The sequence below is a fragment of the Pseudomonas sp. NFACC41-3 genome, assembly GCF_900109505.1.
GTDB lineage: Bacteria > Pseudomonadota > Gammaproteobacteria > Pseudomonadales > Pseudomonadaceae > Aquipseudomonas > Aquipseudomonas chlororaphis.
In genome coordinates this window covers 679,501-691,984 of the sequence record NZ_FOAE01000002.1, presented here as the reverse complement: position 1 = coordinate 691,984, position 12,484 = coordinate 679,501, and the positions used below count along the sequence as shown (strand labels likewise).

Here is a 12,484-nt window from a genome sequence, read left to right as displayed (position 1 = left end):
GAAAAGCCGGTCATTTTACGCAAAAACCGCGCGCGGGCGAAGCGCCAGGCGCCAGCCGACCGATCAAATCGCCGAATGCGATTACCAGCCGCGTCGACAGCGCGATTTGCTCTAACGCCCATGACCTTTGCAAGTCAGTCCTTTCTATACTGCGACATAAGGTCGCACACGTATTCAGACCTTTACTTACTTGGCCGCTGGCCCGTAGGCGCTCCGTTGGGGGGCGATGGCAATAACAAAGGAGTGACTGACTATGATTCATCATGTCGTGGGACTCTTCACCCACCCCGATCAGGAATGGCGAGAAATACGTGGCGACGAAGAGGAAAGCATCAGCCACATGTACCTCACCCACACGCTGATTCTCGCGGCGATTCCGGCGATTTCGGCGTTTATCGGCACCACCCAGGTCGGTTGGGTCATCGGCAATCGAGCACCGGTCATGCTGACCATGGAAAGCGCGCTGTGGATGACCATCATGTCGTACCTGGCGATGCTGGGCGGGGTCGCGGTCATGGGCGCCTTCGTCCACTGGATGGCCCGCACCTACGACGCCAGCCCGAGCCTGGCGCGCTGCATCGCGTTCGCCACCTATACCGCGACGCCCCTGTTCATCGGCGGCCTGGCGGCGCTGTATCCGCACATGTGGCTCGGCATGATCGTCGGCACGGCCGCCATCTGCTACACCGTCTACCTGCTGTATGTCGGGTTGCCGACCTTCATGAACATTCCCTCGGACGAAGGTTTCCTGTTCTCAAGCTCCGTACTGGCCGTTGGGCTGGTGGTGCTGGTCGCGATCATGGCGTTCACCGTGATCGTCTGGGGTCTTGGCGTCGGCCCCGTTTACACCAACTGACGTCGCTCAAAAAACCAACACAATCTGCCAACACAGGCCGCCGCAAGGCGGCCTTCTAATCTGCGCAACGACCATTCGGCGCCTGGACGATTCGGAATGCATCGGCTTTGCGGCATACTCACCCGCTCTGGAGAGCCGTTAAGCATGCCCGAGCAACTCAATACCCGCGTCGAAGACTGTTTCCAACTCGCTGAATCCTTTTTCAAACGACCTTTCAAACGCCCGGTGGTCAGCCTCAAGTTGCGCGGCCAGAAAGCCGGTGTCGCCCACCTGCACGAGAACCTGCTGCGCTTCAACCCGCAGCTGTACCGGGAAAACACCGAAGACTTCCTCAAACAGACCGTGGCCCATGAAGTCGCGCACCTGATCGCCCACCAACTGTTCGGCGAGCGCATTCAGCCCCACGGCGAAGAATGGCAACTGATCATGCGCGGCGTGTACGAACTGCCGCCCAATCGCTGCCACACCTACGAGATCCAGCGCCGCAGCGTGACCCGCTACATCTACCGCTGCCCCTGCGACAACGACTTCCCGTTTTCCGCCCAGCGCCACCGCCTGGTCGCCCAGGGCCGGCGTTATCTGTGCCGGCGTTGCCGGCACACCCTGGTGTTCAGCGGCGAGATGCGGGTGGAGTGAACCTGGCCCTGGCGCCCTACAGGATGACCCGGCCCTGGCGTAGCTCAGCGATGCGCTGCGCGCTGTAACCCAGCTCGACAAGCACCTGGTCGCTATGGGCGCCCAGTTCCGCCCCGATATGCCGCGGCTCCGGCAGCCCCTGGGAAAACTTCAACGGACAGGCCATCTGCGCCTGGTAGCTGCCATCGCCACGCGGCACCTGGCTGACCAGTTGCCGTGCCTGCAGCTGCGGATGCGCCACCGCCTCCGCCAGGCCCAGCACCGGTTCGACGCAGGCGTCGACCCCAGCAAACAACTCGCAGAGCTCGGCAAAATCGAGCTTCTCGAACTCGACCTGCAAGGCCTGCTTGAGCGCCTGCTGTTGTTCCGGCTGCGGTGACAGCCCCTGGGCCGCCAGTTCCGGACGCCCCAGGGCCTTGCACAGCGCCTGCATGAACGGCGGCTCCAGGCTGCCCACCGACAGCCAGCGACCATCCCGACTGCGGTAATAGTCATAGAAGCTGCCGCCATTGAGCACCTGCTGCTCCGCTGCGGGTTCGATCCCGCACGCCAGGTAGCCGGCCCCGGCCATGGCGTTCAGGCTGAACACGCAATCGGTCATGCTCACGTCCAGGTGCTGCCCCAGGCCGCTGTGCTGGCGGGCAATCACCGCCGCGAGCAGGCCGATGACCCCATGCAGCGAACCGCCGGCGATATCCGCCGCCTGGATGCCCAGGGGCAGCGGCCCGCTGTCCTTGCGCCCGGTGTAGCTGGCCAGGCCCGCCAGGGCCAGGTAATTGATGTCGTGGCCGGCGCGGTCCCGGTACGGGCCGGTCTGGCCGTAACCGGTGATCGAGACATAGATCAGCTTCGGGTTCAGCGCCTTCAGCGCCTCGTAGCCCAGCCCCAGGCGCTCCATCACCCCAGGGCGGAACTGCTCCAGGACGATGTCGTACTCCAGCACCAGTTGGCGGATCACCTCCAGCGCCTCGGGCTGCTTGAGGTCCAGCGCCAGGCTGCGCTTATTGCGATTGAGGTAGGCATGGCTGGCGGAGACGCCCTGATCGTGGGGCGGCAGCACCCGCAACAGGTCCATTCGGGTCGGCGATTCGATGCGCAGCACCTCGGCGCCCATGTCCGCCAGCAGCAAGGAGGCGAACGGCCCCGGCAGCAGCGTGGAGAAATCCAGTACCTTGAGTGACGCCAGTGGCCCTTGCATGAGCACCCTCCCTTGCCGATTGACTGCCCACAGAGTAGGCAGCGTCTCGAGGCCCGGCAATCACCGCAAGCGCCACCCGGGCTGACCGTTGCGCTCAAATCCCGGGCATGAAAAAACCCGCCGCAGCGGGTTTTTCATCGACGCGGTGAAGTTACTTCACGGACGTCGGGGTTGGGCCTTCGGCAACGCCCAGGTCATCTTCTTCGCGAGTGTCGCTGATAGCACGACCACCGGAAGCCAGCTCGGCCTGCAACTGGTCTTCGTCCAGCTCCTTGACCCACTTGGCGACCACTACGGTGGCTACCGCGTTACCCACCAGGTTGGTCAGCGCGCGGGCTTCGGACATGAAGCGGTCGATACCCAGGATCAGCGCCAGGCCGGCCACCGGCAGGTGACCCACGGCCGACAGAGTCGCCGCCAGCACGATGAAGCCGCTACCGGTCACGCCCGCGGCGCCTTTGGAGGACAGCAGCAGCACCAGCAGCAGGGTGATCTGGTGAGTGATGTCCATGTGGGTGTCGGTCGCCTGGGCGATGAACACGGCCGCCATGGTCAGGTAGATCGAAGTACCGTCGAGGTTGAAGGAATAACCGGTCGGGATCACCAGGCCCACTACCGACTTCTTCGCGCCCAGGCGTTCCATCTTGATCAGCATGCGTGGCAGGGCCGACTCAGACGAGGAAGTACCCAGTACGATCAGCAGCTCTTCACGGATGTAGCGGATCAGCTTCAGCACGCTGAAACCGTGGGCGCGGCAGATGGCGCCCAGCACCACCAGCACGAACAGCACGCAGGTGATGTAGAAGCAGATCATCAGCTGGCCCAGCTGCACCAGCGAACCCACGCCGTAGGCGCCGATGGTGAAGGCCATGGCACCCAGCGCACCGATCGGCGCGAGCTTCATGATCATGTTGATGATGTTGAACATCACATGGGCGAAACGGTCGATGAAGTCCAGCACCGGCTTGCCATAGGCACCCAGGCGGTGCAGGGCGAAACCGAAGATCACCGAGAACATCAGCACTTGCAGGATGTCGCCGTTGGCGAAGGCGCCGACGATGGTGTTCGGAATGACGTTGAGGATGAAGCCGACGATGCTCTGGTCCTTGCCGGCGGTGACGTAGGCCGCCACTTTCGAGGCATCCAGGGTGGACACGTCGATGTGCATGCCGTTGCCCGGCTGCACCACGTTGACCACGACCAGGCCGATCAGCAGCGCGATGGTCGAAACGATTTCGAAGTACAGCAGCGCGTAGCCACCGGTCTTGCCCACCGATTTCATGTTCTGCATGCCCGCGATACCGCTGACGACCGTACAGAAGATGATGGGCGCGATGACCATCTTGATCAGTTTGATGAACCCGTCACCCAGCGGCTTGAGGGCCACACCGGTCTGCGGGTAGAAGTGACCGAGCAGGATGCCGATGGCGATGGCAACGATCACCTGGAAATACAGGGATTTGTACAGTGGCTGACGAGTCGTCATTGCAAAGTTCCTCAAGAGCACCGTTGCACACCATCCATCGATGCACACGACGCCTAAAGTGCGAACCCTCCTGCACTGGAGGGATTTGTTGTGTAGAGCTGCGGGGAACACCTTTCGCTGCTCCCTTCTCCTTGCTCGCTATCGCAAAGCCCGTGCCAGCTTGCCCAAAAACCCTGAAGGCCTTTGGACATCAGGGTTTGCGCTCGCCCTCGCTCTCCCTGTCCCTACATGAAGTGGCGGATTTCCGCCCATCGCCCGACGCTCGTCCTACAATTTGGCGGATATCCGCCTTGCCCAGTCGTTGTCGGCTGTTAACATCCGCCACTTAATGGACGGATCAACCTTCATGCGCGAACGCACCATCGCCAGTCATTTCGCCCGCGCCGCCCTGGGCGGGGCGCGTCGGCGGGGCTACGACTGTTCGGAGTTGCTGCAGACCCTGGGCATCAGCCTCGAACTGCTCAACGAACCCAAGGCCCGTATCGCCCCCGAGCAGTTCGCCAGCCTGCTGCAACAGCTCTGGCAAGTCCTCGATGACGAGTACCTGGGGTTTGGCGACGGCCCGAGCAAGCGCGGCACCTTCGCCATGATGTGCCACGCCCTGATCCACTGCAGCAACCTGGAGAAGGCCCTGCAGCGCGGCCTGCTGTTCTATAGCCTGTTCCCCCAGGCACCGCGGCTGAGCCTGACGCGCGAAGGGGACATGACCCGCCTGAGCCTGGACGACGCCGCGCTGTGGGACCCGGACCACTTCCTCAGCGAGAGCCTGCTGGTGATCTGGCATCGCCTCGGCAGTTGGTTGATCGGCCAGCGCATCCGCCTCGAACAGGCCTGTTTCAGCTACCCGAAACCCGAGCACGGCAACGAATACGACCTGCTGTTCCCCTGCCCCCTGGTGTTTTCCCGCGACTGCAGCAGCCTGCTGTTCCACAGCCGCTACCTGAGCATGCCGCTGCTGCAGGACGAACGAACCCTCAAGCACTTCCTTGAACGCTCCCCCGCCGACCTGCTGGCCCGCCCGGACGACGGCGACAGCCTGAGCAGCCAGCTGCGCCGCCTGCTCAGCCGCGACAGCAACCATTGGCCGGACCTGGAAAGCATCGCCCAGCACCTGCACATCAGCCCGCAGACCCTGCGCCGGCACTTGCGCGAAGAAGGCACGAGCTTTCAGGAGTTGAAGGATCAGTTGCGGCGCGATATCGCCATCTACCATCTGCGTCGGGCCGACCTGTCGTTGCAACAGATCGCCGAGCAGACCGGCTTTTCCGAGCCATCGGCCTTTCACCGCGCGTTCAAGAAGTGGACCGGGCTGACCCCGGGCGCCTACCGCGCCCAGGAAACCTGAGCGCCCTGATCAAATTACCGGGAAGTGAATACGGAACGCCGCCCCGCCCAGGGTGGAATCGCCAAGGGTCAGTTGCGCGCCGTAGCTGTCGATGATGTCCTTGACCACCGCCAGGCCGATCCCCTGCCCCGGATGCTGGCGATCCAGCCGTTCGCCGCGCTGGAGAATCCGCGCCCGCTGGTCCGGCGGCACGCCCGGCCCGTCGTCCTCGACACACAACTGCGCGCCGTGGAGGTCTTGGCGGACACTGATGCGCACCTCGCTCAGGCACAGGCGGTAGGCGTTCTCCAGCAAGTTGCCCAGCAATTCGAGCAAGGCTCCATGCTCGATCGGCACATAGCAGCGCTCCGGCAAGTCGAACGAGACCCGCACCTGTTTGTCGCGATAGACCTTGTCCAGGGTGTCGCACAGGCTTTTCAGCACCGGACGCAAACGCACCTGGTGGCGCACCAGGCCGCTCTTGCGCAGGCTGGCGCGCTGCAGCTGGTAGCTGATCTGCTGGCTCATGCGTTCGATCTGGGTCTGCAACACCCAGGCCTGTTCGCGGTCCTGGGGGCGCAGGGCCATGTCTTCACTGACCCCTTGCAACACCGTCAGCGGGGTCTTCAGGCTGTGGGCCAGGTCATCCAGGGAATCGCGATAACGGCTGCGTTGCTCGCGCTCGCTGTGCAGCAGGCGGTTCAACGAGCCGGTCAGGCGCAACAGTTCGCGTGGATGTTCTTCGCTGAGGCTTTGCCGGGTGCCGCTCTCGATTTCGTCCAGCTCCTGGCTCAGCCGGCGCAATGCCTGCAGGCCCCAGGTCAGGCCGAGCCAGAGCAGCGCCAGGAGCACCAGCAACGCGGCGCCGAACCCGAGGTAGAGGTTTTCCCGCACCCCTTCCAGGGTCAACTGGTACTCACGCACCGGCTGCAAGGCGACGATGCTGAACGCCGCGCTTTTACCGCCCAGCAGCTTGACCTCGACGTCGTAGACGAAAAACTCCTGGCCGTTGACCTCGCGGATACGCGCGAACTCGTTGCCGCGCCCGTCATACCGTGGCTTGTAGTTGATGTTCTCTTCCTGGGTCGCCTTGGAGCGCCAGACCAGCCGCCCCTCCCGGTCGTAGATGTAGCCCAGGAGACGGCTGTCGGTCAGGTTGAAGCGCTCGTCCGGCAGTTGCGCCGGCATTTGCAAGTGATTGTTCTCGACCCGGGCCGCCGAGATCAGCGTGGTCACGTCGGAAGCCAGGCGCTGCTCGATGGAGTCCTGCAGCGCCAGGCTGAACGCGCCTTGCATGGCCGGCAACAACGCCAGCATGAACAGCACCGCCAGCGTCGTGGCCGCCAGCATCAGGCGCAGGCGTAACGATCGGATCATCGGCAGCGCTCGTTGAACAGGTAACCCAGGCCACGCACGGTATCGATGGGCTTGAAGCCCGACGGCCCTTCCAGCTTGCGCCGCAGGCGGCCGACCAGCACCTCGATCACGTTCGGATCGCGCTCGTCATCGTCCGGGTACAGCTGCTCCATCAGCCGGTCCTTGGCCACCACCTGCTGATGGTGGCGCATGAGGTACTCGAGAATCCGGTACTCGTAGGCGGTCAGCGCCAGCGGTTGTTCGTCGAGCGAGGCCTGCTTGCGATTCAGGTCGAGCAGCAGCGGACCAGCGATGATGGTCGACTGGGTGAACCCGCTGGAGCGGCGCAGCAGCGCATTCAAGCGTGCGTCCAGTTCCTCGAACTGGAAAGGCTTGACCACATAGTCGTCGGCGCCGGCGGCCAGCCCTTCGACCTTGTCCTGCCAGTTGCCGCGTGCCGTCAGGATCAGGATCGGAAACGCCTTGCCCCGCGAGCGCAGCTGACGGATCAGGTCCAGCCCACCCATGCCCGGCAGGCCCAGGTCGATCACCGCCAGATCATGGTTGAACTGCTCGGTCTGATACAGCGCCTCCTCGGCATTGGCCACGGACTCGACCACATGGCCGCTGTCCGTGAGGCGGGTTTGCAAGTGATGGCGCAGCAGCGCCTCATCTTCAACGACGAGCAGTTTCATGCAGCTCTCCCAGGCAAAATTCGACATCTCCAAGGGCGCTCAGGCGCCCTGATCGTATATATGGCAACGCCGGATCTTGCCTTGGCAGATCCGGCGCGGTCAGAACCAGGACAATATTTTAGAAAGCGTAGTTGGCCGACAGGTACGTCTGGGCGCTGCTGGTCAGGCTCAGCGAACCCTGCTTGCTGCCACTGCGCTCGCTCATCTCGGTGCTGGCATTGCTGCGCAGGTAACGGTAACCCAGTTCGACCGAAGTGTTCTGTGAAACCTGCTGCAGGACACCGGCCTGCACGCCGACGGCATAACCGATATCGCTGTCGCGGCTGAAGCCTGGGGAATCCTGGGTCAGCTTGGTCAGGCCCGCGGTACCGCCGCCGAACAGCTTGGTGCTGCTGGTCACTGGCAGGAACACATCGTAGCTGCCGAGCAGGTTTTCCTGGCGCAGTTTAATGCCATTGTGCGAGCCGGAGACATTGTCGTAGGTGGCGTAGTAGCGGTGCTGGTCATTCTGCTGACCCAGGCGCACGCCCCAGGTGTTGTCCTTGCCGATCACACCGTCGGCGTTCGGGTTGTTCAGGTTGCTGTTGAGCAGGCTGGACTTCTTGACCTTGTCGCTGGTCTGGCCATAGGTAAGGCTGGCGAAGTTGCTGTCGGCGGCCTGGACGACAGCGCTGGCGCCGAGAACAGTGAAGGCCAGGATCATCTTCTTGAAAGTAGTCATGGGGTGTTTCCTCATTCGCTATGTGTTTTTGGGTACGGGAGCCAGACTACCGACCCCGCCCTGAACTCCCCCTGAACACACTCTGAACCTCGGCTGAATCAAATCGACTAGGCTGTCTGGCAGTCTTTTAAAAGGAGAACGGACCATGCGCGCGCTTTTCGCTTGTTTGTTGTTGGCTTTCTGCGGCTTGAGCCAGGCAGCCATCAAGACCCAGGAAATCCCCTACCAGAGCCCCGACGGTACCCGGCTCATCGGCTACTACGCCTATGACGACAGCTTGCAAGGGCCACGTCCCGGCGTCGTGGTGGTGCATGAATGGTGGGGCCTGAACGACTACGCCAAACGCCGGGCCCGGGATCTCGCGGCCTTGGGCTACAGCGCCCTGGCCATCGATATGTACGGCGACGGCAAGAACACCGAGCACCCGAAAGACGCCATGGCCTTCATGCAGGCCGCCTCGAAAGACAGTGCCGCCGCCAGCGCGCGCTTCAAGGCCGGGCTCGACCTGCTGAAGAAACAACCACAGACCGACCCGGCCAAGCTGGCCGCGATCGGCTACTGCTTCGGCGGCAAGGTGGTGCTGGACGCGGCGCGCCAGGGCCTGCCCCTGCTCGGCGTGGTGAGTTTCCATGGCGCCCTGGTCACCAGCACCCCGGCCACTCCTGGCAGCGTCAAGGCGAAAATCCTGGTGGAGCACGGCGCCCTCGACAGCATGGTCACCGCCGATAACGTCAGCGCCTTCAAGGCAGAAATGGACAAGGCCGGCGCCGACTACCGGTTCGTCAACCTCGAGGGCGCCAAGCACAGCTTCAGCAATCCGGATGCCGACCGCATGAGCCATGGCGAACATGGCGGGCTGGACATCGGCTACAGCAAGGCCGCCGATGAACGCTCATGGGCGGATATGCAGGCGTTCTTCAAGAAGCTGTTCGGCTGACCCCGCGTCGACCGCCCCGAGGTCTCAACTCCCGGGGCGGCGGCATCGAGGCCGGTGCTTGCCAGGCTACCCTCCAGCCTTACAACCCGGCAAAATGCCTGGCATGAATCTCATCCCCACCCTCCCCGCCTGCTGCACCCCACTCGACGACCAGTGGCCGCTGCCCGACGCCCTGCCGGACGTCGTCCTGCTCGGCACCCATTTCGATGCCTCGCGCCTGGCCAGCAACGACTTCCAGCTCAGCGCCATCGAGCCGCCCGCGAGCATTCAACGTTCGGTGGCGAAACGGCAGGCCGAGTTTCTCGCCGGGCGTTTCTGCGCCCGCGCCGCCCTGCAACGCCTGGACGGCCTGGACTGCATTCCGCCGATCGGCGAGGACCGGGCGCCGGTCTGGCCGACGCACATCAGCGGCTCGATCACCCACAGCACCGGGCGTGCCGCGGCGATTGTCGCGCGCAAGGAGCATTGGCGGGGGCTGGGCATGGACCTAGAGAACCTGCTCAACAGCGAACGGGCGGAACGCCTGGCGGGGGAAATCCTCATCCCGGCCGAAATGCAGCGCATGGCCGCCGCCCCGCGGGAACAACTGGCGCTCTGGGTCACCCTGACCTTTTCGGTGAAGGAAAGCCTGTTCAAGGCGCTGTACCCGATCGTCCGGCAACGCTTCTATTTCGAACACGCCGAAGTGCTGGAGTGGACGGCCAGCGGCCAGGTCCGCCTGCGCCTGCTGACGGACCTGTCCAGCGAATGGCGCAATGGCAGTGAACTGGACGCGCAATTCGCCCTGCAGGACGGGCAACTGCTGAGCCTGGTCAGCATCCGGGCTTGATGCCCGGACGAACCTGAGCGCAAGCCCTCAACCTTTATCCTGATGCCGTGGCCAGCTCAGGCTGAAGCAGGCGCCGCCGAGGGTCTTGCTCCTGCTGATCAACGCCCGGCCGTCGTGCCAGTGAATAATCCGCCGCACGATCGACAACCCCAGGCCGTGCCCACCCGAAGCGCGGGTACGGCTGTCATCCAGACGCAGGAACGGGGTGAAGATCCGCTCCCAGGCGCTTTCCGGAACCCCCGGGCCATCGTCCTCGACATCGACCCGGCAACGCATCTGCCCCACCTGGTAACTGACCAGCACCTGCGACTCGGCGTGGCGCATGGCGTTGCTCACCAGGTTCTGCAACGCCCGATGCAGGTAGCGCGGCTCGGCCTCGACCCAGGCGCCATCGCAATCCGCCGCGGACAGGCACGAACCACGCTGCACCTTGACCTGCGCGCGCAACGGCGCCAGCTCGCTGATCACCTGGTTGATCAGCGCGTCCAGGTCGATGCGCTGGAAGTTCAGCGCCGGCGAACCCTGTTCCAGCCGCGCATAGGTGAGCATTTCATCCACCAGCCGGTCGAGGTCCTGGATATCGCTGTCCATGCCCTCCATGTATTTGTCCCGGGCCTGCGGAGTGGTCGCCGAGCCGATCATCTCCAGGCCAAAGCGCAGGCGCGCCACCGGCGTGCGCAACTCATGGGACACCGCGCGCACCAGCTCGCGCTGGATCGCCAGCAAGCGCTGCAAATGCTCGGCCATGCCATTGAAGGCCGCCGCCAACCGGCCCACGGAATCGGCGCCACCGGCCGGCACCCGGGCTTCCAGGCTGCCCTTGGCAATGCGCGTGGCCGCCGACTCAAGGCCACGCAAGCGCCGCTCCAGCTGGCGTACCAATAAATAGACGATCAGGCCGATCAGGCTCAGGCCCAGCACCGCGATCAACACCAGCCATTGCGGCGGGTAGGGATTCATCTGGTACAGCGGGCCGATTTCCAGCACCCAGGGCGTGCCCACCATCCCTGCGAACACACGGATCGAATCGCCGCCCTTGCCCAGCGCCATCACCGTATCGCCCTCGGCAACCCGGCGACGCTGGTCCTCGTCCATGTCCGCGTCGTCCTGGGTGACCAGGTGCATGTCGAAGCCAAAGCCTTTGTTCTTTTTCAGTGCCGCCAGGCGTTCCGGCTGCTCGGCCACCGGAAAGCGCACCAACTCGTCGGCCAGCAGATAGATAGTCGCCCGCGCCAACTGTTCGCTGATCTGCTGCACCTCGCCGGTCAGCAGCAGTTGTTCCGACTCGCTGACCAGGCGATAGACCCGCGCCGCGTAAGGCCCGGTCTGCTCCACCAGGGCCTGGCCGCGCAGCACGCGGTTGCGCTGCCCGAGGTCGAGGCCGGTCTGGGTGAAGGTCTGCAGGGTCAGCGGGATGCCCAACAGGCGCTCCCACACTGCCAGGGCGCGGCGGCGCTCGATTTCGCTCATGGGTTGCAGGTTGTCGGCCATCAGCGAGAACGTGCCGTGGGCCAGGCGCTCGCGGTATTGCTCGCTGCGCACCTGGTTGAGCAGGTGCAGCGCCAGTACGCCCAACAACGCCACCAGAATCAGCGCGGCGCACATGCCGCCGTAGATGCGCAGGAATATGGAGTTCAAGGCGACAGGTCGGCAGCGGCTTCGGGGACGAACAGATAACCCTTGCTGCGGATGGTCTTGATCAACCGCGGGTGTTCCGGGTCGTCGCCGATTTTCGGGCGGATCCGCGAAATGCGCACATCGATGGAGCGGTCCTGGCCGTCATAGCCGATGCCGCGCAGGGCGGTGAAGATTTCCTCGCGGGACAGAATGCGCCCGGCGTTGGCCACCAGTAGCCAGAGCAGGTCGAACTCGGCGCTGGTCAACTCGATCCCGGCATCGTGCAGCCAGGCCTCGCGCAAGGCGCTGTCCACCACCAGCGGACCGAATTGCAGGCGCCGGGATTTCTCCGGCGCGCTGCTTTCCACAGGTTCGCTACGCCGCAGCAGGGCCTGGATCCTGGCCAGCAACAGGCGCGGACGGACCGGCTTGCACACGTAATCGTCGGCACCGGTGTCCAGCCCCAGTATCTGGTCCATGTCGTCGGTGCGCGCGGTCAGCATCAGGATTGGCCCGTCGTAGCGATCGCGGACCTTGCGGCAAATGCTCAGGCCATCCTCGCCGGGCAGCATCAGGTCGAGGATCACCAGGTCGGGTTGTTCGGCAATGATCCGCGCCGCGGCCAGGGCGCCATTGCCTTCGATGGCGACACGCAATCCATTGCTCTGCAGATATTCACAGGTCAACTCGGCCAGTCGCTGATCGTCCTCGACGATCAATATCTGCCACGCTTCTTGCTCCACGGTGACCTCTGCTTGCCAGATACGGGCTCCGGAAGAATCCGCCCGTCTTTTTGTAATGTGAGATGGATAAAACAATGTCTGCAAGG

The 12,484-nt window shown here is 63.8% G+C and carries 12 protein-coding genes; 5 read left to right on the top strand and 7 right to left on the bottom strand.

What is annotated here, in order from left to right; translation table 11 throughout:
- Positions 1–253: 253 nt before the first annotated feature.
- Together BMY68_RS12605 and BMY68_RS12600 are read left to right on the top strand one after the other, a co-directional pair.
- Complete coding sequence (locus tag BMY68_RS12605; protein ID WP_007931790.1) at positions 254–856, top strand: Yip1 family protein; 603 nt, start codon at positions 254–256, stop codon at positions 854–856.
- 144 nt (positions 857–1,000) lie between these two features.
- Complete coding sequence (locus BMY68_RS12600) at positions 1,001–1,492, top strand: SprT family zinc-dependent metalloprotease (RefSeq protein ID WP_007931787.1); 492 nt, start codon at positions 1,001–1,003, stop codon at positions 1,490–1,492.
- 16 nt (positions 1,493–1,508) lie between these two features.
- On the opposite strand, the gene BMY68_RS12595 is transcribed toward BMY68_RS12600, so the two are convergent.
- Both BMY68_RS12595 and BMY68_RS12590 read right to left on the bottom strand, forming a co-directional pair.
- Positions 1,509–2,690, bottom strand: coding sequence for a CaiB/BaiF CoA transferase family protein (locus BMY68_RS12595; protein ID WP_085531916.1), 1,182 nt, complete (start codon positions 2,688–2,690; stop codon positions 1,509–1,511).
- A gap of 151 nt (positions 2,691–2,841) precedes the next feature.
- Positions 2,842–4,176, bottom strand: coding sequence for a dicarboxylate/amino acid:cation symporter (locus BMY68_RS12590; protein ID WP_007931783.1), 1,335 nt, complete (start codon positions 4,174–4,176; stop codon positions 2,842–2,844).
- A gap of 346 nt (positions 4,177–4,522) precedes the next feature.
- Between BMY68_RS12590 and BMY68_RS12585 the strand changes: the two genes are divergently transcribed.
- Positions 4,523–5,521 carry an AraC family transcriptional regulator gene (locus tag BMY68_RS12585; protein ID WP_085531918.1) on the top strand — a complete coding sequence of 333 codons (999 nt, stop codon included), beginning with the start codon at positions 4,523–4,525 and terminating at the stop codon, positions 5,519–5,521.
- Positions 5,522–5,530: 9 nt separating this feature from the next.
- Here the strand turns inward: BMY68_RS12585 and BMY68_RS12580 are convergent, their stop codons facing one another.
- From BMY68_RS12580 to BMY68_RS12570, 3 genes are all read right to left on the bottom strand, one after another.
- On the bottom strand, positions 5,531–6,877 hold the full coding sequence (locus BMY68_RS12580; protein WP_009045131.1) for an ATP-binding protein: 1,347 nt from the start codon (positions 6,875–6,877) through the stop codon (positions 5,531–5,533).
- Positions 6,874–7,551 (bottom strand): response regulator, encoded by a 678-nt coding sequence (locus BMY68_RS12575; protein ID WP_007931776.1) that lies wholly within the window; start codon positions 7,549–7,551, stop codon positions 6,874–6,876. Before BMY68_RS12575 ends, BMY68_RS12580 begins: the two co-directional genes overlap by 4 nt.
- Positions 7,552–7,669: 118 nt before the next feature.
- Positions 7,670–8,272, bottom strand: coding sequence for a hypothetical protein (locus BMY68_RS12570; protein WP_007931772.1), 603 nt, complete (start codon positions 8,270–8,272; stop codon positions 7,670–7,672).
- Positions 8,273–8,417: 145 nt separating this feature from the next.
- Between BMY68_RS12570 and BMY68_RS12565 the strand changes: the two genes are divergently transcribed.
- Complete coding sequence (locus BMY68_RS12565; protein ID WP_085531920.1) at positions 8,418–9,209, top strand: dienelactone hydrolase family protein; 792 nt, start codon at positions 8,418–8,420, stop codon at positions 9,207–9,209.
- 103 nt (positions 9,210–9,312) lie between these two features.
- The gene (locus BMY68_RS12560; RefSeq protein ID WP_085531921.1) at positions 9,313–10,038 is read left to right on the top strand and encodes a 4'-phosphopantetheinyl transferase family protein; all 726 of its coding nucleotides are present in this window, start codon (positions 9,313–9,315) and stop codon (positions 10,036–10,038) included.
- 27 nt (positions 10,039–10,065) lie between these two features.
- On the opposite strand, the gene BMY68_RS12555 is transcribed toward BMY68_RS12560, so the two are convergent.
- Both BMY68_RS12555 and BMY68_RS12550 read right to left on the bottom strand, forming a co-directional pair.
- The gene (locus BMY68_RS12555; protein ID WP_085531923.1) at positions 10,066–11,676 is read right to left on the bottom strand and encodes an ATP-binding protein; all 1,611 of its coding nucleotides are present in this window, start codon (positions 11,674–11,676) and stop codon (positions 10,066–10,068) included.
- The gene (locus BMY68_RS12550) at positions 11,673–12,398 is read right to left on the bottom strand and encodes a winged helix-turn-helix domain-containing protein (protein WP_062824964.1); all 726 of its coding nucleotides are present in this window, start codon (positions 12,396–12,398) and stop codon (positions 11,673–11,675) included. Before BMY68_RS12550 ends, BMY68_RS12555 begins: the two co-directional genes overlap by 4 nt.
- Positions 12,399–12,484: the final 86 nt, after the last annotated feature.